The 24,581-nt window shown below is 28.3% G+C and carries 17 protein-coding genes; 12 read left to right on the top strand and 5 right to left on the bottom strand.

The genetic code is table 11. The features are described from left to right. Positions 1 to 28: 28 nt before the first annotated feature. Both T483_RS0102215 and T483_RS0102210 read left to right on the top strand, forming a co-directional pair. On the top strand, positions 29 to 2,389 hold the full coding sequence (locus T483_RS0102215) for an endonuclease MutS2 (RefSeq protein ID WP_026885356.1): 2,361 nt from the start codon (positions 29 to 31) through the stop codon (positions 2,387 to 2,389). Between the two features lie 157 nt (positions 2,390 to 2,546). Further along, positions 2,547 to 3,275, top strand: a complete 729-nt coding sequence (locus T483_RS0102210; RefSeq protein ID WP_026885355.1) for a DUF523 domain-containing protein — start codon at positions 2,547 to 2,549, stop codon at positions 3,273 to 3,275. A gap of 288 nt (positions 3,276 to 3,563) precedes the next feature. On the opposite strand, the gene T483_RS0102205 is transcribed toward T483_RS0102210, so the two are convergent. After that, positions 3,564 to 4,199, bottom strand: coding sequence for a hypothetical protein (locus T483_RS0102205; RefSeq protein ID WP_026885354.1), 636 nt, complete (start codon positions 4,197 to 4,199; stop codon positions 3,564 to 3,566). 458 nt (positions 4,200 to 4,657) lie between these two features. On the opposite strand from T483_RS0102205, the gene T483_RS0102200 reads away from it, so the two are divergent. The 6 genes from T483_RS0102200 (at position 4,658) to T483_RS0102175 (ending at position 12,355) form a co-directional block, all read left to right on the top strand. Next, positions 4,658 to 5,563, top strand: a complete 906-nt coding sequence (locus T483_RS0102200; RefSeq protein ID WP_051560268.1) for a chitosanase — start codon at positions 4,658 to 4,660, stop codon at positions 5,561 to 5,563. A gap of 46 nt (positions 5,564 to 5,609) precedes the next feature. Further along, positions 5,610 to 6,410: a chitosanase gene (locus tag T483_RS0102195; RefSeq protein WP_026885352.1), complete on the top strand. Its 801-nt coding sequence runs from the start codon at positions 5,610 to 5,612 to the stop codon at positions 6,408 to 6,410. Positions 6,411 to 7,491: 1,081 nt separating this feature from the next. Further along, positions 7,492 to 8,748, top strand: a complete 1,257-nt coding sequence (locus tag T483_RS0102190; protein WP_026885351.1) for a PTS sugar transporter subunit IIC — start codon at positions 7,492 to 7,494, stop codon at positions 8,746 to 8,748. A 49-nt stretch (positions 8,749 to 8,797) separates the two neighbouring features. Further along, positions 8,798 to 9,106 (top strand): PTS sugar transporter subunit IIB, encoded by a 309-nt coding sequence (locus tag T483_RS0102185; RefSeq protein WP_026885350.1) that lies wholly within the window; start codon positions 8,798 to 8,800, stop codon positions 9,104 to 9,106. A gap of 13 nt (positions 9,107 to 9,119) precedes the next feature. Beyond that, on the top strand, positions 9,120 to 9,458 hold the full coding sequence (locus T483_RS0102180) for a PTS lactose/cellobiose transporter subunit IIA (RefSeq protein ID WP_080696884.1): 339 nt from the start codon (positions 9,120 to 9,122) through the stop codon (positions 9,456 to 9,458). Positions 9,459 to 9,655: 197 nt separating this feature from the next. After that, a complete protein-coding gene (locus T483_RS0102175; RefSeq protein ID WP_026885348.1) occupies positions 9,656 to 12,355 on the top strand; it encodes a sigma 54-interacting transcriptional regulator in 2,700 nt (899 codons plus the stop codon). Positions 12,356 to 12,558: 203 nt separating this feature from the next. Here T483_RS0102175 and T483_RS0102170 read toward each other — a convergent pair whose 3' ends face one another. Further along, positions 12,559 to 14,037: an oligosaccharide flippase family protein gene (locus tag T483_RS0102170; protein WP_026885347.1), complete on the bottom strand. Its 1,479-nt coding sequence runs from the start codon at positions 14,035 to 14,037 to the stop codon at positions 12,559 to 12,561. 180 nt (positions 14,038 to 14,217) lie between these two features. On the opposite strand from T483_RS0102170, the gene T483_RS0102165 reads away from it, so the two are divergent. Continuing rightward, on the top strand, positions 14,218 to 15,084 hold the full coding sequence (locus T483_RS0102165; RefSeq protein ID WP_026885346.1) for a helix-turn-helix domain-containing protein: 867 nt from the start codon (positions 14,218 to 14,220) through the stop codon (positions 15,082 to 15,084). Between the two features lie 173 nt (positions 15,085 to 15,257). Here the strand turns inward: T483_RS0102165 and T483_RS0102160 are convergent, their stop codons facing one another. Together T483_RS0102160 and T483_RS0102155 are read right to left on the bottom strand one after the other, a co-directional pair. Further along, the gene (locus T483_RS0102160; protein WP_026885345.1) at positions 15,258 to 17,474 is read right to left on the bottom strand and encodes a M56 family metallopeptidase; all 2,217 of its coding nucleotides are present in this window, start codon (positions 17,472 to 17,474) and stop codon (positions 15,258 to 15,260) included. Positions 17,475 to 17,620: 146 nt separating this feature from the next. Further along, complete coding sequence (locus T483_RS0102155; RefSeq protein ID WP_026885344.1) at positions 17,621 to 18,016, bottom strand: BlaI/MecI/CopY family transcriptional regulator; 396 nt, start codon at positions 18,014 to 18,016, stop codon at positions 17,621 to 17,623. 302 nt (positions 18,017 to 18,318) lie between these two features. Here T483_RS0102155 and T483_RS0102150 point away from each other — a divergent pair, with 302 nt between their 5' ends. Continuing rightward, entirely contained in the window at positions 18,319 to 21,258 is a 2,940-nt protein-coding gene (locus T483_RS0102150; protein WP_026885343.1) for a DEAD/DEAH box helicase, read from the top strand. Between the two features lie 184 nt (positions 21,259 to 21,442). Here the strand turns inward: T483_RS0102150 and T483_RS0102145 are convergent, their stop codons facing one another. Continuing rightward, a complete protein-coding gene (locus tag T483_RS0102145; RefSeq protein ID WP_026885342.1) occupies positions 21,443 to 22,309 on the bottom strand; it encodes a MurR/RpiR family transcriptional regulator in 867 nt (288 codons plus the stop codon). Between the two features lie 577 nt (positions 22,310 to 22,886). Here T483_RS0102145 and T483_RS0102140 point away from each other — a divergent pair. Together T483_RS0102140 and T483_RS0102135 are read left to right on the top strand one after the other, a co-directional pair. Then, complete coding sequence (locus tag T483_RS0102140; protein WP_026885341.1) at positions 22,887 to 23,714, top strand: Cof-type HAD-IIB family hydrolase; 828 nt, start codon at positions 22,887 to 22,889, stop codon at positions 23,712 to 23,714. A gap of 40 nt (positions 23,715 to 23,754) precedes the next feature. Beyond that, a complete protein-coding gene (locus T483_RS0102135) occupies positions 23,755 to 24,540 on the top strand; it encodes a histidinol-phosphatase HisJ family protein (protein WP_023975260.1) in 786 nt (261 codons plus the stop codon). Positions 24,541 to 24,581: the final 41 nt, after the last annotated feature.

Raw genomic sequence — 24,581 nt, 5'->3', positions numbered from 1 at the left:
GTTGATTGATTGTTAGGATGTGGGATATATGAATGAAAGATCTCTAAGAATTTTAGAGTTTAATAAGATAAAAGAAAAAATTAAGAAATATGCAAGAACAAATGCTGCTAAGGCAAAAGTTGAAGAGCTTGAGCCTTACGACAATTTATATGAAATAAATAATAAGTTAGAAGAGACAAACGAAGCTCTTGAAATTTTAATATCAAAGGGAAATCCCCCACTTGAAGGATTATTTGATATACATGAAGGTATAGAAAGAGCTAAAAAGGGTGGGACTTTATCACCAGGACAATTATTAAAAGTTGGGGGAATGCTTAAGGCTACAAGAAATATAAAGGAATTCTTTAAAAGAGAAGAATTTGAAAAGGCATATCCAAGACTTGAAGACTTAGCTTATATATTAGTTCCAGTAAAAGCGCTAGAGGATGAAATAGAAAGAGCTATAGTATCAGAGGATGAAATTAGTGATAAAGCTAGCCAAACTTTGTATAATATCAGACGAAGCTTAAAAGAAAAGAATTCTTCAGTTAGAGAAAAAATAAGTTCTATTGTTAGAAGTAACTCAAAATATTTACAAGATGACTTGTATACTATGAGAGGCGATAGATATGTGATTCCTGTAAAATCAGAATATAAAAGCCAAGTTCCAGGACTTGTACATGACCAAAGTTCAACTGGAGCAACGTTTTTTATTGAACCTATGAGCTTAGTTAATCTAAACAATGAAATAAGGGAATTGTTTTTAAAAGAAAAAGCTGAAATAGAAAGAATACTTTCTGATCTTTCGTTGAAAGTAAAAATTAATGCAGACTCATGTTTAAGTAATTTAAAGGTACTTGTTGAGTTTGATTTCATATTTGCAAAAGGAAGATATGCATCTGCATTAAACGCTGTAAAGCCAATAGTTAGAGAAGATGGAGTATTTAGCATATTATCTGGAAGGCATCCATTAATAGAAAGTGATAAAGTTGTGCCATCAGATATATATCTAGGAGAAGAATTTCAAACATTAATGATAACAGGTCCAAATACCGGCGGTAAGACTGTTACAATAAAAACCGTTGGTTTACTTCATATTATGGGATTAAGTGGATTATTGATTCCAGCTAGAGATAACTCATCTATAGCCTTCTTTAAAGAAATATTTGCAGATATAGGTGATGAACAAAGTATTGAGCAAAGTTTATCTACTTTTTCATCTCATATGACTAATATAGTTAATATTATGAAGCACGTAGATGACAAGTCTTTAGCGTTATTTGATGAGCTTGGTGCTGGTACAGATCCAGCAGAAGGAGCAGCTCTTGCAGTATCTATATTAGAAACTTTAAGAAATAGAGGTGCAAAACTAATTGCAACTACTCACTATAGTGAACTTAAAGCTTATGCATTAAAAACAGAGGGGGTAGAAAATGCTTCTGTTGAATTTGATATAGAGACCTTGAGACCAACGTATAGATTATTAATTGGTGTTCCAGGTAAATCAAATGCCTTTGAGATTTCTAAGAGATTAGGACTTGTAGAAGGTGTCATTAAACGCGCAAAAGAATATATGTCTGAAGAAAATCTTCAATTTGAAAATTTAATTAGAGAGCTTCAAGAAAAAAGTATAATAGCTAAAAAAGAAGCAAGGGAAGCTAAGATGCTTAGAGATCAAGCAGAAGATCTTAAAAAGAAGTATGAAGAAAAACTTGAAAAATTAGAAAATACTAGAGAAAAAGCTTATATGGATGCTAGGCGTGAGGCAAAAGAGATAATTGAAAATGCTAAAGATGAAGCGGACGAGATCTTAAAAGCTATGAGAGAGCTTGAAAAGTTTGGCATAGCAGGTGGTGGAAGACAAAGGCTTGAAGAAGAAAGAAAGAAACTTAAAGATAGTTTAGAAGAAAGAGAAAAAGGAATTCATAAGATGAAGGAAAACGAAGGGGAATCTATAACTAGTGTAACCCTTGGTATGGAAGCATATCTGCCTTCATTAAACCAAAAAGTAATTATTGTTTCTATGCCAGATAATAGGGGCGAAGTTCAAGTTGAAGCTGGAATAATGAAAATAAATGTTAAGCTTAAAGAGCTAAGAAAAACTCAAATCACTAAAGAAGAAAAAGTAAGAAGAAAACGAGAAGTGAAGCTTAATCTAAGTAACGTGGAATCAAGGGTAGATTTAAGGGGATTAGATTCAGAAGAAGCATGCTACAAAGCAGATAAATATTTAGATGATGCATATATGGCTAATCTAGGAGAGGTGACAATAGTTCACGGTAAAGGAACAGGAGTACTTAGGAAAGCAATAAATGATATGCTTAAAAGACATCCACATGTAAAATCATATAGACTAGGCGCATATGGTGAAGGTGGAGATGGTGTTACTATGGTGGAGCTTAAGGGGTAATTAATATTTTTTACTTATTTAAGTTAAAAATGCTATTAAAATTATTATTAGTAAGAATATTATACAAATAATAATGTATAATTAAGTAAAGCTATAATTAAATTTCTCTTAAGGTTGTTTTATAGCGTTAAGTGTACGTTAGATAAGAGGTGATAATATGTACATAATAAGTGCATGCTTGTGTGGAGTTAATTGTAAATACAGTGGTAAAAATAATCTAAGTGATAGATGTTTAAAATTATTTAGAGAAGGAAAAGCAGTTTTAGTTTGTCCAGAACAATTAGGAGGATTACAAACTCCAAGAAATCCTGTTGAACTAAATAATACGGCAAGTGAAGTATTAGAGGGGAATGGAAAGGCACTAAGCAATAAAGGTGAAGATGTTACTAAGCAATTTATAGACGGTGCATATGAAACATTAAAGATTGCCAAAGAACTTGGAGCTACAAAAGCTATATTAAAAGAAGGAAGTCCTTCATGTGGATCTAACTTTGTCTATGATGGTACTTTTACAGGTAATAAAATAAAAGGGAAAGGAATTACAGCTCTTTTATTGGAGAATGAAGGTATAACTGTATTTTCAGATGAAGATTTAGAAGTGAATAATAGTAAGTTAGTATATCTTGATGAGTTTGATAGAGAGAAAGCTAAGAAAAGAAGACTTTTTGAACTAGGAGAAGAAGAAGAGTCTTATGGAGAAGAATATTTTGATTTAACAGAAAATTTAACTGATATGTCTGAACTCCCTCCAAGTGTTGAAGAAAATGTGAAAAAACTTATGATTTCCTTAGCTCGTGATTTAATGGGCTTTGAAGAAATTGATGAAATTGCAGAAGCTACAGGGCTGAGTGTAGAGGAAGTAGAAGAAATTTTAGAGGAAGAGTAATAAGAATCAAATATATATTAATTTATATATGTTAATTTTGTTAATTCAGATATTACTAGTATTTGTTTAATCACCATGATAGATTAAATTATCATGGTGATTTTTAGTGTGTGTAAGTTTTTGTATGTCTAATAAGGATTATAATGAATAATTAAGAATCGTGTTTAAAAAGTACTTTAATGTTATTTAAAAGAAAAGTTAAGCTGTTACATAAAGAATTCCTTTGTGATGTAACAGCTTTTTTTAGATCTTTTAGATGGAGTATAAAAACTAAGAAATATTTTTAATTTATCTTACATCAGTGTTATTGCAAGAATACTGAAATTCAGGTTGAGTTTGAAGATAAAATCCGTTTCTTACTTGGGATATCCAATTTTGAAATATTTCTAGCCACGCATTACTTGTAAAGAAATCTTCAAGTGGCCTTGTAGGATCCCACTCTAAAATTAGAAATGGACCTATACCAAAAGACCAAATCCCACTCTGTTCTACTCCAGCTTCTCTGATAAGAAGAATAGGAAGTCCAGATTGATAAGCCATGGCTGGTTCAATTTGAGCAAAAGGACTACCCTCAAGAGCAAACTGATTTTGAGGTTGACCAAGATTATTTTGAATTATATATACTTGTCGTTGATTAAGATTAAGTGAAATAAATCCATAACTAGATAGCATCATTCTTCTGATATTTGTTAATGGAGTTTCGGGATATTGTTCAGTTACTGGTAAGGTACGTGGAAATAATAAGGCCTCTCTTATTTTAGCAATTATGGCATCAACAAATTCTTGTTGAATAGAATTTAATCTACTTGGATGGCTTAGGAATACAGGAATTCTAAATAAAAGATTTGATGATTCCTGCATTAATTCGGTTGGCTTTACACTGGCATATTCGTTTATGGTTTCTCCTTCACATAATTTAGTCATTTGTTTTCCTCCATAATATTATTTTATCTTAAGATATATATTATTGAACTATTACTATGCATTATTATATGTAAACCAAAGTGGTAACGTTACGATAAAGTTTTTATTCTAGATGAAAATCTATGTTGAAAAATTCAAATATTATAACTGATATTATGGATGAGTGGAAAAATATTATATTGTAATAACTAAGTTTTGTGTTGAATTAATGAGACTTCAACGTATTCAGTAATTTAATATGAAGCTTTTGCTTTTTAGAACTATATACTATGGATACATTCTGTAATTAATACATGTATGTGTATCATTCATGTATTTTTAGAATACACATTAGATAATATGTATTATTTATCCATAAAAACATCTGTTTTCAATATGCATTATTTGTATTTTATAATTGGCATAATATTTGCTTTGTATATAGTTAAGGTAAAATAATTATTAGGGGGGATATTTTAATGAAGAGAAATAGTAGTCATCTTACCTCATTAGTTTTACTAGGAATAGTAACTCTATCATCATTTTCAACTTATTTTAATATGTCAACTGTTACTGCTAAAGCGGATACAGTTAATTCTATGATATCAGCTGAAAAGGGTGGAATCTACTGGTTAACAAAAGAACAAAAGCATAGGGCAGAAGAACTCACCAGTGTATTTGAAAATAGCACTACTGAATTAGATTATGCATATGGAGAAAACCTAGGGGATGGACGTGGAATAACTTGCGGAAGAGCTGGATTTTGTACTGGCACTGGGGATGCAATTTTAGTAGTAAAAAAATACACAGATAAAAAACCAGACAACATACTTGCTAAATATTTGCCAGCACTAACAGCGTTAGAGAGTAATAGGATACAAACAAAGCATGATCAGGAAGACGTAAGTAGCTTAGATAAAATAGGTGATTTTATTTCTGACTGGACTACAGCCGCAAAAGACTCGGATTTTAGAGCAATTCAAGATTCAATTGTAGATGAACTATATTATATACCATCTGCAAAAAAAGCTGATTTACTTGGACTTAAGTTTCCACTATCTAGAGCAGAATTATATGATGCAATAATTCAACATGGTAATGAACAAAATGATTTAGACTCTATAGATTCGCTTATTGCAAGAGCTACGGAAATGTCAGGCGGAACTCCTAGATCAAATGTAGATGAAAAAGTTTGGCTAGATAATTTTTTGAATATTAGAAAAGCCTGCTTATCATACTGCTATAAGGAGGGAAGTAGAGAAGAATGGGCTGATTCTTTTGGAAGAGTAGATGTATTTAAGAAACTTGTTAAAGAGGGAAATTATTATTTAGACAAGCCAATAACTATTGAGGGTACAGATTGGGATGGAATTGTTGTTCCTTAGAAAACTTAAATAACATACTAAATAACTTTATAGGAGGAATTTTTATATGAAAAATTTACGAAAATTAATTACCTTAGCAGTATCTTTGACTATGTGTATTTCATTTTCTTCAGCAGCATTAGCTATTACTGCAAATTCTGAACAAAAAGCAGTAGATCTTCAATTAACGACTGCATGTGAAAACAGTAAAACAAAATTTGTTTACAATTATGCAGAAAAACTTGGCTCTTTTGATGGAAGAGGAATTACATTTGGATGTATAGGATTTACTACAGGAACTTACGATGGAAATATATTAATACATTATTATACAAAGCTAAATCCAAATAACAGTTTAGCAAAGTATATTCCAGCATTAGATAGAATAGACAAAGAAGAGCATGATGAGGATGGCAAGAATAATGATATTAAAGGCTTAGATAATTTTATAAAAGATGTAAAGGCATGTAATGATCCGTTGTTTAAGAAAGCTCAATTATATGAACTTGATGAAATGTATTGGAACCCAGCAGTATCTTTAGCAACTTCTATTGGAGCTAAAAACCAACTTACGTTAGCATTCATATATGATATGTGTGTAAATCATGGAGAAGATGGGGCAAAAGAATATATTAATTCAGCTAAGAAGAAGCTGGGTGGGTTACCTAAGGATGGTATAGATGAAAATAAATTTCTTTCTAGTGTAATGGATTATAGATACGCATTCCTTAAAAATGATGATCCAGAGGGTTCAGATAGAGTTAATGCATATAGAAAATTACTAAAAGCAGGTAATGTAGATTTAAAAACAGATTTCAAGTTTACAGTTTATGGAGAAACTTTTAATATAGATGGTGATGTTTATTAGTATCAACTAATGGTTAAAAATAGTTTTTCTTAGATTAACGTATAATTGTTACTAAAATTAATGTAAAGAGCATAATGAGTATACCTTTATCTAGAAAACAAAATTGTATAAATAAAAATAAAAAACAGTATTAATATGGACAAGTATTAATACTGTTTTCTGGTGTATAAGGAGTTAAGTTTGAGTATTTTAAAGTAGTAATTTGTATGTACATATGTTGTGATAATAAATTTACATTTAAAGCTCTAGCAAGCCAAGTAATCAATTGAGACCATAATGTAGAGACTTAATTGTGCATAGCATATATATTTAGGCTTTTTATATTGTAAAAACGAAATATAGAAAAAATATAATACACATATGTGTATTATATTTAAAGAAAACTGTAAAATGTGTATTGATTTTATATTTAAGCACTTAAGTTTAAGGTTTATCAGTATTTTAGAGTATTGGCATAGTAATTGCTTATATAATTTATGTAAAAATAAATTCATTCTGTGAGTTGTCAGTAGGAAATAGTTTAATGTTTCATAAAAATTTTGCTATTTAGAAATTATATAATTTTGGTTTGATCTTACTTAAGCACTAAATCTAATAAACAATATTAGTTATTCATTATAAGCCTCAAATCTCTTGTATTTTATAGAAAATAAACTTAATATTTGTCTATATATTGAGTAAAAGTTTATATTCTGATAGTAATAAACAATGATTTAATTAAATATGTATTCCATATTTATAAAGATTAAAGTTATACTAGAACATATAAAAACGATTACTATTAGATACTGGAAATAATTATGGGATTTAATAATAATTATTTTTGAGTATTAACAATATTACGCAAGAGGTATGGAACTCATTTTTCATAATATATTGTTTGAATAATCATGTTTATTAAAATTAGTCTTATATAACTGTCGTAAGGTAGAAAATTTTTATGTCTGTTTTCTTCAGTTCTATTATTTAATACTTTAGCAGAGAGATTCGATGCTTAGCAAGCTTGGGATTACTACTTAAATAGAATTGATGATACTTATGCAGCTTAACAGAACGAAAAAATTATGGAGGAGAAAAAGTTATGGAAAGATTTATGGATTTTTTTCAAGAGAAGATGATACCGCCATTAGTTAAGGTTGGTAATCAAAGACACCTAATGGCAATTCGTAATGGTTTAGCTATCACAATTCCGTTCATTATTGTAGGAAGTATATTTCTTATTTTAGGTAATTTGCCATTTGAATGGTGGGCAGATTATATTGGAGAGCTTGGCCCAAAGATGAATGTGGTTGTAAATTCTTCATTTGGAGTTCTAGGAGTTTTAGCAGCTCTTGGAATAGGGTATCATTTATCTAAAAGCTATAAATTAGATCCAATTACAGGATCAGTAATATCTTTTGTAGCATTTTTGCTTACACAAGTTACAGAAGATCTCCAATTAGATACTAGTAAATTTGGAGCGGAAGGACTTTTCACTGCTATAATAGTTTGTATTTTTGCAGTAGAAGTATTAAGATTTTTCGTAAAGAGAAATATTGTTATCAAATTACCAGAGGGCGTTCCACCAGCAGTTGGAAATTCATTTATTGCATTAATACCTGCTTTTGTAGTTGTGATTACAGTTTGGGTAATAAGAGTAGTTCTAGGATTTAATATAACTGATTTTATTACTATGATATTTAGTCCAGTTGTATTTGCCCTTAATACTCTTCCGGGAATATTAATATATAGTGCATTAGTTACATTACTTTGGTCAGCAGGCATTCATGGGGATATGACACTTGAAGGTATAGCCGATCCTATATACATTCAATTTTTAACTGTTAATACAGCAGCTTTTATAGCACATGAGAAGATCCCATATATTACAGCATCAGGATTTTACTCATTATTTGTTAATGTAGGAGGAACAGGTGCAACTCTTTGTTTAGTTTTATTAATGATTCGTTCAAAGAGCAAACTTTATAAATCACTTGGAAAAGTTTCATTTCCATCTGCATGCTTTGAAATAAACGAGCCAGTTATATTTGGTTTTCCAGTAGTTTTAAATCCAGTTATTCTAGTTCCATTTACAGTGGTACCATTAGTACTTACTACTTTGTCTTATTTTATGATGTATTTTGACATAATTGGTAGACCAGTAGCCATGGTTCCATGGACAATGCCTCCTATAATAGGACCATTTATTGCAACTGGTGGAGATTGGAGGGCAGCAGTTTGGTCTGCTGTAGAAATGATTATAGCAGCAATAATTTACTATCCATTCTTTAAATTTGCTGAAAAACAACAATTAGAAGTTGAAGGAAAAGAAGAAAATCTAAATGCAGTACAAGCTTAGTATATTAATCAAAAAATATTTATAGAATAAAATTTAGGAGGAACTTAGCATGAAGATATTATTAATGTGCGCAGCAGGTATGTCAACAAGTTTGCTAGTGACAAAAATGCAAAAATACGCAGAGGAAATAGGGTGCAAGGATTTAATTATTAATGCTGAACCAGTAGAAGATTTGGATCAAAACGTCGATGATTATGATGTATTTTTACTTGGACCACAAGTTAAATATAAAGAAAAATGGGTCAAAGAAATAGTTGATGAAAAAGGCAAGCCCTATGCATGCATACCAGTACAACTTTATGGAAGAATAGATGGAAAAAGTGTTCTAGAACTTGCACTAAACTTAATGGATAAATAATGGAGGATTTGAAATGAATATGGAGTTAGAGGAAATAGTTTTCACTATAATTAGTCATGCAGGCAATTCACGCTCAGCTTGTTTTGAGGCCTTAAATTTAGCTAGAAGCGGTGATTTTGATAAAGCCAACTTATGTATGCAACAAGCTAAAGAAGAACTTTCATTAGTTCACAATATACAGACTGGACTAATTCAAGAAGAGGCTGCAGGTAATAAACAAGAATTATCTTTATTATTGATGCATGCAGAAGATCATTTAATGACTGCATCTTTAGCTAAAGATCTTATCTGTGAACTTATTAAAATGTATGAAGAAAAGTTTAAAGAAAAAGAAGTAACGTTCAATGTATAATAAGTCAAAATAGCAAATAATAAAAATAGAGTGGGTTATTTAATAAAACTTGAATAATCCACTCTTTGATATCTTTATTCAAATTCTATGGTAAATCATGTATAATAAGCTTATTAGTTAAAGATATTTAAGATTAACTTACATACACCTGGTGTTAACGTTAAGAGTTATGCAAATAGGATATGAGGTGAAAAGCAATGAGAAGGGTCGATAACATTTATAAAGTTTTAAGAAATATGTGTAGTAAGGAATATAATGAATGCGGATGCGTTAATGGTTTCTCAGCTACAGAAATTTCATTAATAATGAATATTCAAAGAACAAACGTATCTAGTGATTTAAATAAACTTTATAGAGATGGAAAAATAGAAAAAATAGTGAAGAAACCAGTACTGTACAAAATAAAGGATGAGGATATTGAGATAGAGGAATGTAATGAAAAAATTTTAAAAGATGCTTTTGACAGTATTATTGGAACAAGCTTTAGCTTAAAAAATGTATCACAACAGGCAAGAGCTGCCATAATATATCCTCCAAATGGACTTCATACTCTTCTTTTGGGAGAAACTGGTACAGGAAAATCAATGTTTGCAGAAGTTATGTATAAATACGCTAAAGAAATTGGAAAAATAAAAGCTAATGCGCCATTTATTTCTTTTAACTGTGCAGATTATGCAAACAATCCACAGCTATTAGTAAGCCATATTTTTGGTGTGAAGAAAGGTGCATATACTGGTGCCAGCAGGGATACCATAGGATTAGTTGAAAAAGCTAATGAAGGAATACTGTTTTTAGATGAAGTTCATAGATTACCATCAGAAGGTCAAGAAATGTTATTTTCTATAATTGATAAGGGCATATATAGGAGGCTTGGAGATTCTGAGGAAGAGTATAAAGTTAATCTCCTTATAATATGTGCTACTACTGAAAATGTTGAATCGGCATTATTGAAAACATTTACCAGAAGAATTCCTATGATTATTCGATTGCCAGCATTAAAAGATAGAACCATAGAAGAAAGGTACCAACTTATTAAAAATTTTTTAAAGATAGAAGTGAGCTGTATTAAGCAGAGTATCAGTATTACGGCAAATGCTCTGAAAGCATTCCTACTATACAACTGTTCTAATAATATTGGACAGCTTAAAAGCGATATAAAGCTAAGCTGCTCAAAGGCTTTTCTTGAGAATATGATGAAAAGAGATAAGAACATATGCATTCATAGTCAATACTTGCCTCAGTATGTACTTAGCGGATTATTTAAGTATAAGGAAAAAAGAAATGAGATTGATAGGTTTGTAAATCAAGATGTCATAAAGTTTTGTCTGGATGAAAATAATGTAAGAGAAGAAGAAGATATAAAAATAGTTGATTTTTATGGCGCATTAGAAGAAAAAAGAAAACTTTTGGAGTCTAATGGAATAAGTGAAAAGGACATAAAACTTATAATGAGTCTTGATATAGATACGTATTTTAAAAAATATATATTGAATATAGATAAAGATAATTTAGAAGAGCTATATAAGGTTGTTGATAGAAAAATTGTAGATCTAGTTAGCGAATTTTTGAATAAGGCTAGTGAAAAATTGTTAATGCAGTTTGATAGTAAAATTTTATATGGATTATCAATGCATGTAGCAAGTACAGTTGAAAGAATTTTAAAGGGAAAAGAAATTAAAAATCATCAACTTGAAGATATAAAAAAATTGCATTCTAAGGAATATGAAATTTCATGTGATTTGAAAGCAAAAGTTGAAAGTGCATTTCATATTAGAATACCAGAAGATGAAGTCGGATTTATAACTATGTTTTTATGTATAGATGAAGAGGATTATGAGAATGAGAGTAGTGTCGGAATTATTGTTGCTATGCATGGAGAGTATACAGCAAGTTCAATGGCTGATGTAGCTAATAGACTTTTAGGTGAGAAATATGCGATAGGTTATGATATGCCATTGGATCAAAAACCAGAGACTGCACTGGAGAATTTAACAGAAATAGTAAAAGAAATGGATAAAGGCAGGGGTGTATTGCTATTAGTAGATATGGGATCTCTTGTTTTATTTGGGGATATGATTTACGAAAAGACAAAGGTGCCGGTAAAAACAATAGAAATGGTATCTACCCCTATTGTTCTTGAAGCCACAAGAAAAGCAACATTAAAAGCCTCATTAGAGGAAATTTATGATTGCTGCATAAATTTAAATCCACATATAGTAAGAAGTTATGCAGATAACTTCAGTATAAATTCAACGCTTAAAAAGAAGGTAATTATAACAGCTTGCATTACAGGGCAAGGAACGGCTATAAAACTTAAGCCAATTGTGGAAAAGAAACTAGAAATCGCTAGCAATGACATAGACATACTTAATATTGATATAGTAAATAAGAAGAAATTCAATCATAATATACAGAAAATAAAGGAAGAAAAGGATATATTGGCAGTGGTAAGTGCTGTAAAACCAGATGATGACTCTTTATTATATATATCAACATCAGATATCTTTGATAAGGAAAAAATAGAACTACTAAAATCACGATTAAATCTAATAGAAGAGATATATGATATGAGAGAAGTAATTGGAGAAAATGTAAATATAGATTCATATAAGTATATTGAGTTCTTTAGAGGCTTTTATATACGTCTTGTAAATAATCAAGTTGAACTTAATAGTTCTGCTCTAATAGGGCTAATATTACACATTGGTTGTGTAATAGAGCGCATGTTAAGTGGAGAAAAAATTGTATATCGTAAGTATAGTGAGAAAATGCTAGATGATAATAAAGAAAAATATAATTTTCTTAGAGAAATACTAAAACCAATGGAAGAAGCATTTAATATAAAAATATCTGTAAAGGAATACTTGATTATTCTTGAAACTATATATTTCTTGTAAATTTCATAATATTAATTAGGATAATGCTTATAAGTTTATTAAACAAGGAAGAAAATAATATACATGAGCATGCATAAAAGAATCCCAATAAAAATGATTATACATTTAATGTTGGCTAGGAGGTATTGTTGAGCAGAACTCTAAAACATTTAAATGCTTTGGAGTTCTACCTTTCAGTGATTATTTTACTTAATTATAAAATTCTATATAGCCCTTTGATTATATAAAAATTTTAATTTTTTAAAGACTATGCTTAATAATCCAAAGAATACATTATCTCTTGTTGCTATAAGAATTATAAAGTAAATACTGCAACAAGCAAGTATATCAAGTATACATGATAATATAGTTCCATATATAAAGTTATTTATAACAAAGGTTATTGGGATGAATATTAAAGAGTAACATAAATACTTAAAATTCTCAAAAGCAAATAATTTTATATTTATGTTAAGTTCATTTTTTACTAATCTATATTCTAAAGCCATAACTACTAAATTTGAAACTAAAGTTGTTGCGATTACTTTTGTTGGTGTGAACATATTGGTAAATATTAAAAGCGCATTCAAGATTAAATTTAATATCCCTCCAATGAAAACTAACTTAGCATCTGTTTTTTCTCTCCCGAAAATATAAATTATCTGATCTGAAATAATTCTATCAATTCCAATAGTCAGCATATATATTGAAAACACCATTAGTATTGGTACAGCTGGAAGATAGATATCAGTACCTTTGCCCATAATTATAATAACTTGTTTAGAAACTCCAAGTAATCCTATTGAAGCTGGAAATAAGAATAAGAAATATATTTTAATTACCTTATTTAATAAATTCAAATATACTTTTTTTGAATGATTTTCTAAATAGTTTGAAAGTCTAGCCATGGAAACTTGAACTATTGTAAACATTAAGATATCTATCATTGACATTATCTTTTGGGCCACTCCATAATATCCTGCTTCTGTTGATCCTAAATTGCTATTTAGCATGTTTTTATCAAGCCAAGTATATAAAATATATGTGTTGGCAAGTATTACAACTGAAAACATAGGTTTTATATGTTTTTTTATCTGTAAATCTGAAAAGTCAAAGTGTATCTTCTTTTTTATATATATAAAACTGGATATGTTATTAATAAAATTTATACCACAAGTAAGATATATGTAAAATAAAAAATCACCCTGAGTCTTTACAAAACATATTGTTAATAAATTATATATTATTTTAATTAGCATAGTTTTTAATGCTATAAAATCATAATTTTCTAGAGCTTCATTAATCCATTCAACATTGAACATATTAAAGACTATGTTTAATCCCATAACCATGCAAGTATAAAAATATGCATCATTTCTATGGAATATAGTTAAAAAGATAGCATAAAAAATAGAAGTCACAGCTGTTGTTGTGGTGGTAATTACAAATAGACTAGTAATTGTTCTGGTTAGTTTATCCTTATCATCTCTTACTTTGCTTACTTCTCTTAAACCATATTGATAAACTCCAAAGCTTGCAAAAATCATAAAAACTGCAGTCCAGGTTTCCCCCATGGTCATATATCCATTTAATTTATCTTGAATTGCACTAAGAACTATTGGCATAACTATTATAGGCAAAATTATATTTGAAACATTTAATACTGCCTTAAAAAAAGCATTTTTAGATATTGATCTAGACATAAGTATCTCCTTAAAATATATTGTATTTTGAAGTTTGCAATATTATGGTAATATAGTAATTGAATTGTTTCAATTACTATATATAAATGTCTAAGATAATTGAAAAATATAAAATATTGAGTTGAATATGATTCAACTTACTTGATTATCATAATATGATAACAATATGGAGTGAGGAATTTGAATAAAGATTTATATGAATTTAAAGAAATAAATGAAAAGATAAAGAAGAAATTAAATTATATTAAAGCTGATTCAGATATTATGTATAACAATATTAATGAAGTAAAAGCATTAAAAAATGATATATATGAAAAGACATCTAAGGTTTTTACGTACAATCTAAGAAAATTAATTCAATTGGAATCAACACAAAAAAAGTTGGCTGGTAAAATTGGTATATCTGAGGATTTATTATCTAAATACAAATCAGGAGATGCTTTCCCATCTATAGAAACATTACTATATATTTCTGAAGTATATAATATAATAATTGAAAAGCTTATTTCTATACCGCTAACAGCAGAAGATATTGAGAACTTAGAAAATAATAATGAAATTGGATCCTATATTTTTGAAGAGAAATACTATGTTTATTTTTTTGTTACTAATATAGCTAAAGAAGGGTCTTTGCATGAAGGAATCATAGAAATTAAGAATGAAAATGTAAATTTTAAGATTTGTTCAGATGACAAGGTAATTAAATATTTTACGGGGAAGTATATTGTATCCGATAAAATGATATTTTTTAATTTAAGTAGCTCAAATGATGGGGTTACGTATATAAATATGATTAAACCAAACCTAAATAAAAATAAGTATACTGGTGGAGTTGCTATGATGATGCTTCCCTCAGATGCGAATAGTAAACCATGTGTTCAAAAGATTTTATTTAGCAAAATCAAGTTGGACAGAGAATTATATTACAATAACCTAAAAGAGATTTTAAATTTTAAAATTGATGGAGTTAATTTAGGTCATGTTAAGTTATCTCAGTGGGAAGATGAGGCGGCATATAATTTTATATTGAAAGTATTATTAACATAGCTTATTATACTCGTAATAAGCTAATATATTTTTATACGACAAAAAAGGGAGAAATAATGCATAGTTAAAAAGGTATTGAATTAACGCAATACCTTTTCAAACTATTTATTTTTTGTAATAAAAATATGATAGGAGATATTGATATATATTTTTGAAAGTAAGGAAATTATATTCTAATCTATAGGATTAGAAGTAATAAATTCTTTGGCTATTTCATCCGAATTACCAGTGTTGCCAAAAAAACATACGGAGTAGTAAATATTATTTTCTTTCCAGAAATATTCTCCATTGCTGACAGAAGTGCCATCAGGATAGTTTTCATCATATAAGTATTTAAATACGTCATTATTATTTATAGTTAATTTTTGAACGTTGATTTGTTCGGTTTTATTATTTTCGTTATTATATATAGTGGTATATCCATTTTCTTTCATATCTTCATACTCTTTTGAAGTTTTTTTCTGGTTGAAAGTTATTGAACCATTCTTATTTAAATATATGTTATTAAGTTCATAACTAATATTATTATTTTTTATATCTGAGTCGTCTGAAATTCCTACTGCTGACTGATTAATAGTTATATCTTCATTTATTTTTAACGGAAATTTAGGGTTAAAGCCTAGGTATTTTTTTGCGGACTCCAAATCTTCTTTGTCATAAATCATCATTGTAGCAATTTCTGTTGAAGGGGCATCTTTTTCTACAGAATATTTTACGTTCTTTATTTCGTCTGGATATACTATAGATTTCGCTATTTTTTCTATATTATCTTGCGAAATATTAGAGCCTTGATTAGCGTTTTTTCCTGAACTTTTAAATGTTGAATCATATCTTATGCTATACCATAATCCTTCATTTCTCCATGCGAAATATTTATCTACATCTTTTAGTTCAGGAGTTATATGGCCATCTTTTAAAGTTTGAGAAGGAGATGTTTGTGTTAAAGTTACATTGAATCCGTCTATATCTCCTAGCTTCATAGATTCTTCTTTACTTTCAATATAATTTTTTGATCCACCTTTTACAGTAGCTATTTTCTTCAAATATTCTAGTGGGTCTTTTTCAGAAACTTGAAATGTAAACTTAGAATCACCATCTAAGTATATAAGTAAAACATTATCTTGATCAGAAAGTTTTATAAGTTGAAGGCTGCTAGCTCTACTAAGCTGAGGAGAATCAGGTAGTTTAAATTTGAATCCAGCTACTTTTTCTACTTTTTCTATATCATAGTAAGATTTTTCAGGTGTATCAACAATAAATTTAGGGGGAGTATTTATTGCTGTACTGCTCTCAGTAGCTAATTTATTGGTGTTAATATCTAAAGCGTTAACATTTATGCTATTTGTAAGCATGATGATTGTGATTAATACACAACCTAATACACCAATTATTGAGATTCTATAAGAACCAGTTTTAAATTTTTTTATCATTTCAATTCGTCCTTTCATTTGATTGTTTGTTTCAAAAAAAATTGCTAAATTAGAGTGGTTAGTTTTATTTAAAAATATTTTTGAAAGATTTATTAGGCTCATACCATACTTTATTGCTTCTTTTTCTCCTAGTAATTCAAGAACGCAAGCATCACAGGCATATTCTCTATAAAGTTTTATTTTATTAAGAAGGAACCAAACAATAGGATTAAACCAATGTATTGAAAATACAATTGTGCTCAAAAAGTTACATAATAAATCTTTTCTTTTATAATGTAATAATTCATGCAAAAATATATGTGAAAGTAGATTATTATCATTTATATTTAAAATATGTTTAGGAAGATAAATCTTAGGTTTTGTAATTCCCAAGATACAAGGACTATTAAGGTTATCACATACGTAAAAGGAAATATTAGAACTTACATTAGCTTTATCTTTACATAAGTCTATTACTGATTGAATTTCGGGATACATATCTGTCTCTAAATGCTTAGTTTTGCGTTTAAAATTAAGCATAGATAAAAATAATATCAGATCTATGATTAATACACTTATTATCCAAATGCATGAGATTATTTCTAAAATAGAATTTTGTTTATTAGTGCTTTGAGTTTTATCTTCTGTCTCTATTTGAGTTTTTTCGTTATAGATGTTATTTTCTATACTTTTCTTAGAAACCTCTGAATCAAATTTTGCTAATTCCAAGTTAGTATTACCCTTGGATAGATTTAGAGTGTTTTCACATTTTTGATACAAAGTATTAAGAAAATTAGTATTCATGTCCGGAGTAATAGGCACAAGAAACCTTATAAGTAATAAAATAAGCAATATATTCTTAACTCTTATGCCAATATATTTATTAAATAATTTTAAAATAAAAATGATCAATAGTGCAGAAATACTAGCTGATAAAGAAATCTGTAAAGTACATAAAAAAATCTTTTCTAAGATTTCCACAAAAATATCACCTCCATGTAATTTGAATTTTTAAATATAAAGTTTAATTTTATAGGCTTTACCATACTAAATATGAATATTAATATTTAAAAAATATACGTGTTCTGTAGCTTAGTATCTTCTTTAAAATATCTTAATCATATTTGTTACTTATCTTTATTAGAGTTTTTTTCTTTTTTGTTTTTAAGAAGATTTTCGAGTTCTTCGATTTCATCATTAGATAAATTTTTTTCTTCTAAAAATTTAGTGAAAAGGATGCCTAATGCTCCATCATAAACCTTTTTTAGAAATGTTTCATTTTCAGATTTTATACATTCATTTTCAGAAATTAATGGATAGTAATTATAAACTCTTCCTGATTTTTCAAAACCTATTGCACCTTTTTTGATAAGTCTAGTTATAAAGGTTTTTATAGTTTGCGTTGACCAATTCATTTTATCTGATAATGAATTGATTATTTGCTCAGAAGTTAAAGGATTTGTTTTCCATATAAGTTTCATAACTTCCCATTCTGACTCTGATATTTTAGGAAAGATTTTCATTAAAAAACTCCTTTCATTTTTTAATCTACAATTGTAATCACTATTTCAGTTTACAATTGTAGATTAAATATGTCAATATAAATATTTACATCAAAACCAATTAATTACTTTAGGTGAAAGTTGGCCTAGTACTATTTGATAAAAAATCTAAACTACTATGCTATAATATATTTTATGTAAAAATAGCATTATTTGAATGCAACGATTAGATGTAAAAGCAATATTTAATTTATAATTTATAATTTATAGATTAAATAAATGGCTAGAATTTTATTTGTGCTTGTCATGAAAGAGGTGATTACTTGAAACTAGAAGAATTAAAGTCAATATTATTTAAATCAGTTTCATCTACTATGAAAAGAGAAGGAGCGGTTAAATTTAATAATGGTTTAGTCACTTATTTTAAGGGGAAAAAGATAGATAACATATATCATATTTATGGAAAAGTTACGGATAAAAATAAAATTAACGAATTTAGTACACATATTAAAATTAATCTTCAGAAGAAAAAACTAGAGAGTGCTAACTGTTCTTGTGATGAGTTTAAAGAATTTACTTCAAGTGGATATACATTAATGTGTAGTCATATAACTGCTACTGAATATAAATTTATTAGCTTACTTGAAAATGATAACAATAAAGAAGAAAATTCTGAAAAGAAAACTGCAGAAAAATATAAAATATGGGGAAATAATCATAGCACAAGGCTCATTCGTAAAATAGAAAATGATTCTCTATATTATGAGGTACAAACACCTTCGAGAGGTGGAAAGCTTATACTTAAGCCAGAGGAACTTAGAAAATTTTTAAAAGGTATAGAGGATAGAAAAATAAAATTTAAGTTTGATTATATTGAAATTACAGCACCAATATTACACAAAGATTTACCTATAACCTTTAATGTTAAGGAAGATAACGGAATGATAGTCTTGACGACTCATAAGCAGATTCCCATTTCATTAAATTCAAACAATGATGTTTATTATTTTAGGAATGAACTCTATTTACCTTCAAAAAATCAAATTGATAATTATGCTAGTCTGCATGAAAGATTATTAGTTAATGGCAGAATTACCTATAGAAAAGATATAGATACTTACACTAAACTAATATCTCATTTAAGTAGAATTTCGAGTAACATAAATATTGCGGAAAACTTAAGGAATTATGCATCTAATTTATCAAGAAATGAATTCTTTTTATATGAAGGGAACGGAAAAATTTATTGTGATATATTTCTTAGCTATGGTAATACAAAAATCAATATATTAGATGAGAGAAATGTTTCACATACGTTCATAAGAGATGATAAAAAAGAAGAAAAGCTTCTTATGGAAGTTGAAAAACTAAGTTTTGTAAAAATGGATAACAGACTTGTGTTTATAGGTAAAGATGAAGAGCTGTTTAATATACTAAGCAAAAAAGGAGAGACAATCCACTCGTTGGGAAATGTTGTGTTAGGAAACGGCCTTAGCAATAAAAAAATATATAATCTGGATTCAATTAGAGTTGATTTATATGAAGTGGACGGAAGTTATAATTTCTCTTATAGTATAGGGGAGTTAGGAACAAAGGAATTAAATAGTGCATTAGAGGCATATAAAGATAAAAATAAATTTTACAAAACAAGAAATAATAACTTTTTAGATTTTGAAGATAATGGTGTGAGAAGTTTTTTTAATCTAATTGAAGTGTTAAATATAAATCTGGATTCAAATAATGAAAAAGTTAAAATCGAAAAGAATAAAGCTTTATGTCTATATGAAAATATGAAGAATATAGGTTTAGGGATTATAGAAAATTCGAATGAATTAGATGATATAGAAAATAAGTTAGACAACATAAATAATAAAAATATATCAATCCCAAGTGATTTTAAAGGAATCCTTAGAGAATATCAAATTAATGGATTTAAGTGGCTCAAGACCTTAAGTGAAGTGGGATTTGGAGGAATATTAGCAGATGAGATGGGATTAGGTAAGACAATACAAGTTATAGCATTCTTATTATTAGAGAAGAACAAAAAGACTTGCATAATTTGTCCGACATCATTGCTTTATAATTGGAAAGATGAAATTTTAAGATTTGCACCAAGTTTAAGAGTTGTGCTGGTTCATGGAAGTCAAAGAGATAAAATTATGGAAGATATATGTGAATATGATGTAGTGCTAACTACCTATGGAACATTGAGATTAGATATAGATAATTATAAAGATATTATTTTTGATTATTGCATAATTGATGAGGGGCAGAGTATTAAGAATTCGGAAGCTCAGAATTCAAGAGCTGTAAAAGAAATTCAGGCAAAAATTAGATTTGCTTTAACTGGAACACCTATTGAAAATAATTTGACAGAGCTTTGGTCTATATTTGACTTTATAATGCCAGGCTATCTCTACGTTAAAGAAAAGTTTGAGGAAAAATTTATTTCAAGAAGGGAAGAGAATTTAGAGAATCTTAAGACTATGATAAAGCCTTTTATTTTAAGGAGAACTAAGAAAGAAGTAATGAATGAATTACCAGATAAAATAGAAAAAAATTTATTAGTTGAAATGACACCTTCTCAAAAAGCTGTGTATAGTAATTATGTAAAAAGAGTAAAAGCTGCAATGAAGAATAACAAAGATGGTAGAATCGAGATATTCTCATACTTAACTAAGCTAAGGGAGATATGTTTAGATCCTTCACTTATACTTGAAGACTATAATGGAGGAAGTGGGAAAATAGAAAAAGTGGCAGAAATCATTAAAAATCATATTGATTCTTGTGGGAAGATACTTCTATTTTCACAATTTACTTCTGCATTAGATAGGATTGGGGAACGCTTAAATAAGGAGAAAATAGAATTTTTCCATTTGAGCGGAAAAACAAGCCCTAAAAATAGAATAAAAATGGTTAAAGATTTTAATACTAATGAGTTTGTGAATGTCTTTTTGATTTCATTAAAGGCTGGAGGAACCGGACTTAACTTAACATCAGCTAATTTAGTCATTCATTTTGATCCATGGTGGAATCCAGCAGTTGAGGCCCAGGCAACGGATAGAGCTCATAGAATCGGTCAAAGAGATGTAGTAGAGGTGATTAAATTAGTATCTAAAGGAACTATAGAGGAGAAAATCATTTTGCTTCAAGAAGATAAAAAACAACTTATTGACAGTATTTTAACAGGAGAACTTAAAAATAGCGGTTTATTAGGCAGTTTATCAAAAGAAGATTTACAACAATTGTTTGAGAGAGATTAAATAGCTGTAATATAAATATAAAATTATCTGAAAAATATTTTCAGATAATTTTATTATTTAAAGCAATATTTGAAAATAAGTACCTGTTTTAAGTGCATGTATATAATTATCAATAGTTATCTACTATAATGTAAATGAACAAAATGTAATGCTAAGTACGAAGCATAAACGTCTAAAGATTAGGTTATTCTTCTACTTGTCGATGATCTAACTTATTAAATTCGTTTAGGCGATACTCCATATTTTTTTCATAATCTTTGTTAAAGATACAAGAGAATATGACATCTAAAACATATTGTGTAGCAATATGAGAAGAATAGTGAGAAATTTTCTTTTTTAAATTTTCTTTACTAGAAACAAATATATGATATTTAAATAACTTAGTTAAATAGTTTTCTTGAGCTGAACAGATAACTAAGGTTTCTATTTCCTTACGTTTTAGAACTAAAGCAATTTCTTTAATTTCAGGTGTCTTACCCGAATAAGAAAGAATAATTGCAACTTGCTTATTTTTATTATTGGAAGCGGCAGCACGGTATACTTGGTTCATTGGAATTAGTGAAACATTAACGTATCTACCGATGCTTTGCATCTTATCTTGAAAGTTCAATGCCGTTTGTATGTTATTTGTAACAGCATAAACATCGACTATCTCGGCATTATAAATTAGATCAACAGCATCTTCTAGCTGTTCGGAATTAAAGAAGGAAAAAGTGCTGGTTAAGGTATCAATATAAAGCTGCTTAATGTTGCTAGCAATTTGAAATTGTGTATCGTCTTTCTTGAAAGGAAAATTTATATCAATATTTTCTGGTCTATTCATTTTGGAGTATAGTTCTTCAACAAACTTAATTTTAAATTCTTTGAAACCAGTTAATCCAATTTTTTTACATAGTCTGTGTATAGTTGAGATTGATGAAAAAGATACTTTGGCTAATTCATCTAGTGACATACCAGCAACTTGCTCTTGATTTTCCAATATGTAATTTGCAAGTAATTTCTCTGTTTCAGTTAAATTATTAGCATATAAAAGTAAATTATAAATTGTCATGATGATAATTATCTCCTTGGTGAAGTTTACATTTTTAGATGAATTATTTTATTGATAAGTGTCGTGAATAAACAATTAAATTTGTCATTAATACTTTTTAAGGAAAAGTATTATGTATGTTGATAAAATAATTACTCATCATAATTCTAAAAATAATTAAAGAATTTTAGCTGCAATTATGAAATATGCATTAAGAATTGCAACATATATATTTATTTTAGCATTAATAAAAATTATTATCATCAAATTGAACTGAAGAATTATAAACTTAAAATATCAATGGAGTTAGAATATAAATTATATTGTGGAAATTATAACTGGATTTGAGCATCTATTATAAAGATGACTTTTAAAGAGTACAAGCAGTTTATTTTTTTATGAAGAAAATTATTAAGTAGAGTATATATTCACAGCACAAGATTCATACATTATTTAATTCTTTGGAGAATTACAATAAAATCAATTCTGCAAGTGACTTTTGAAAGTATTATAAATACACAGTCTTAGAAGCAGATTTTGTTTTAAATATTTTAGAAAAGTATATATAAAAATGCGCAATATAGGAGGAGGCAAAATTATGGCATATAAACTAATAGCTTGTGATATGGATGAGACATTATTAAATGATAATCATATAATTTGTCAAAGAAATATTGATTTAATAAAAAGAGCAAAGAAAGAGTATGGAGTAAAATTTGTACCAGCTACAGGAAGAGGTTATTCTTCTATTCAGAATGACTTGAAAATTTTAGACTTGTATGATCAGGCTGGGGAATATATTATTTCTTTTAATGGTGGCGCTTTAACAGAAAATAAGGATAACAAGCTACTGCAATTTAAAGGATTAAGATTCGATAAGATGAAAGAAATTTTTGAGTATGGATTAAATAAGGATGTTTGTATACATGTTTATACAAAAGATAAATTATATATTTATAATTTATCACAAAGTGAAAAAGAAAGAATTAAAAATCAAAAATTAGAGTGTACTATTATGAAAGAAAATACAGTGGATTTTCTTGAAGAGGAACCAATTGCAAAGATTATATATCAAAATATAAATGTTCCATATTTGATGGGTATTGAGCCAGATATGAGAAGTATTACAGAGGGGCATTGTGCTGTAAGTTATTCGTCAAATCGATATATGGAATTTAATTCATTAGGGGTAGATAAATGTAGTGGTCTAATTAATTTAGCAAAAATTTTAGATATAGATATTAAAGACACAATTGCTGTAGGCGATAACTACAACGATATGTCTATGTTAAAAGTAGCAGGCCTATCAGTAGCGGCGGGAAATGCAGTTGAAGATGTAAAAAGAGCTTGTGATTATACAACAGAAGCCGATAATAATGAAGGCGTTGTCGCCGAATTAATTGAGAAGTTTATATTAAAGAAATAGTAATAATAGTTGTAATAATATTTTAGGAGGAAATTTAATTATGTTAGCTGATTATCATATGCATACAAGTTTTAGCGATGATTCCACTTATCCTATGGAAGATGAGATCAAAAAGGCAATATCTTTGGGAATTGATGAAATATGCTTTACAGAGCATGTTGATTATGGAGTGAAAGTAGATATAAATTGCAATTATATAGATTATATAAATGAATTTAATAGGTGCAGAGAAAAATATAAAGATAAAATTACTATGAAACTTGGAATCGAATTTGGGATGCAAGAACATACTATTGATGAATTTCAAAAGGATTTTAATGAATATGACTTTGATTTTGTTATTCTCTCTTGTCATCAGGTAGATAATAAGGCATTTTGGACACAGGATTTTCAAAAAGGAAAGACACAAAAGGAATATAATGAGAAATATTATGAGGAAATATTAAAAGTAATAAAGAAATATAATGATTATAGTGTTTTAGGCCATTTAGATATGATTAATAGATATGATAAGATGGGAAAATATCCTTTTGAAAAGGTAAGAGATATTGTAAAAGAAATCTTAGTTCACGTAATTTCTCATGGAAAAGGAATTGAAATTAACACATCTTGTTTTAGATATGGGTTAGATGATTTGACACCTTCTAGAGAAATATTAAAGTTATACAGAGAATTAGGAGGAACTATTATTACAATAGGATCTGATTCGCATAAGGAAGATGATGTAGGATGCAAGATTTCTTATGTAAAAAATGAACTTAAGGAACTGGGATATAAAGAATTTTGTACATATAAGAAAATGGAACCAATCTTTCATTGCTTATGATAATAGGTGAATAATTAAAAATATTAGTAAGGTTCAGCGTA

Source organism: Clostridium beijerinckii HUN142 (genome assembly GCF_000621745.1).
Classification (GTDB): domain Bacteria; phylum Bacillota; class Clostridia; order Clostridiales; family Clostridiaceae; genus Clostridium; species Clostridium beijerinckii_A.
The sequence above is the reverse complement of the archived record's forward strand: the minus strand, read 5'-3'. Positions and strand labels throughout refer to the sequence as shown.

What these genes read in the sequence shown, in the direction of transcription:
- T483_RS0102205 (WP_026885354.1), bottom strand. Translation starts at nt 4,199, where the DNA reads ATGACTAAATTATGTGAAGGAGAAACCATAAACGAATATGCCAGTGTA.
- T483_RS0102140 (WP_026885341.1), top strand. Translation starts at nt 22,887, where the DNA reads ATGGCATATAAACTAATAGCTTGTGATATGGATGAGACATTATTAAAT.
- T483_RS0102170 (WP_026885347.1), bottom strand. Translation starts at nt 14,037, where the DNA reads ATGTCTAGATCAATATCTAAAAATGCTTTTTTTAAGGCAGTATTAAAT.
- T483_RS0102180 (WP_080696884.1), top strand. Translation starts at nt 9,120, where the DNA reads ATGAATATGGAGTTAGAGGAAATAGTTTTCACTATAATTAGTCATGCA.
- T483_RS0102135 (WP_023975260.1), top strand. Translation starts at nt 23,755, where the DNA reads ATGTTAGCTGATTATCATATGCATACAAGTTTTAGCGATGATTCCACT.
- T483_RS0102210 (WP_026885355.1), top strand. Translation starts at nt 2,547, where the DNA reads ATGTACATAATAAGTGCATGCTTGTGTGGAGTTAATTGTAAATACAGT.
- T483_RS0102175 (WP_026885348.1), top strand. Translation starts at nt 9,656, where the DNA reads ATGAGAAGGGTCGATAACATTTATAAAGTTTTAAGAAATATGTGTAGT.
- T483_RS0102145 (WP_026885342.1), bottom strand. Translation starts at nt 22,309, where the DNA reads ATGACAATTTATAATTTACTTTTATATGCTAATAATTTAACTGAAACA.
- T483_RS0102185 (WP_026885350.1), top strand. Translation starts at nt 8,798, where the DNA reads ATGAAGATATTATTAATGTGCGCAGCAGGTATGTCAACAAGTTTGCTA.
- T483_RS0102215 (WP_026885356.1), top strand. Translation starts at nt 29, where the DNA reads ATGAATGAAAGATCTCTAAGAATTTTAGAGTTTAATAAGATAAAAGAA.
- T483_RS0102195 (WP_026885352.1), top strand. Translation starts at nt 5,610, where the DNA reads ATGAAAAATTTACGAAAATTAATTACCTTAGCAGTATCTTTGACTATG.
- T483_RS0102155 (WP_026885344.1), bottom strand. Translation starts at nt 18,016, where the DNA reads ATGAAAATCTTTCCTAAAATATCAGAGTCAGAATGGGAAGTTATGAAA.
- T483_RS0102200 (WP_051560268.1), top strand. Translation starts at nt 4,658, where the DNA reads ATGAAGAGAAATAGTAGTCATCTTACCTCATTAGTTTTACTAGGAATA.
- T483_RS0102190 (WP_026885351.1), top strand. Translation starts at nt 7,492, where the DNA reads ATGGAAAGATTTATGGATTTTTTTCAAGAGAAGATGATACCGCCATTA.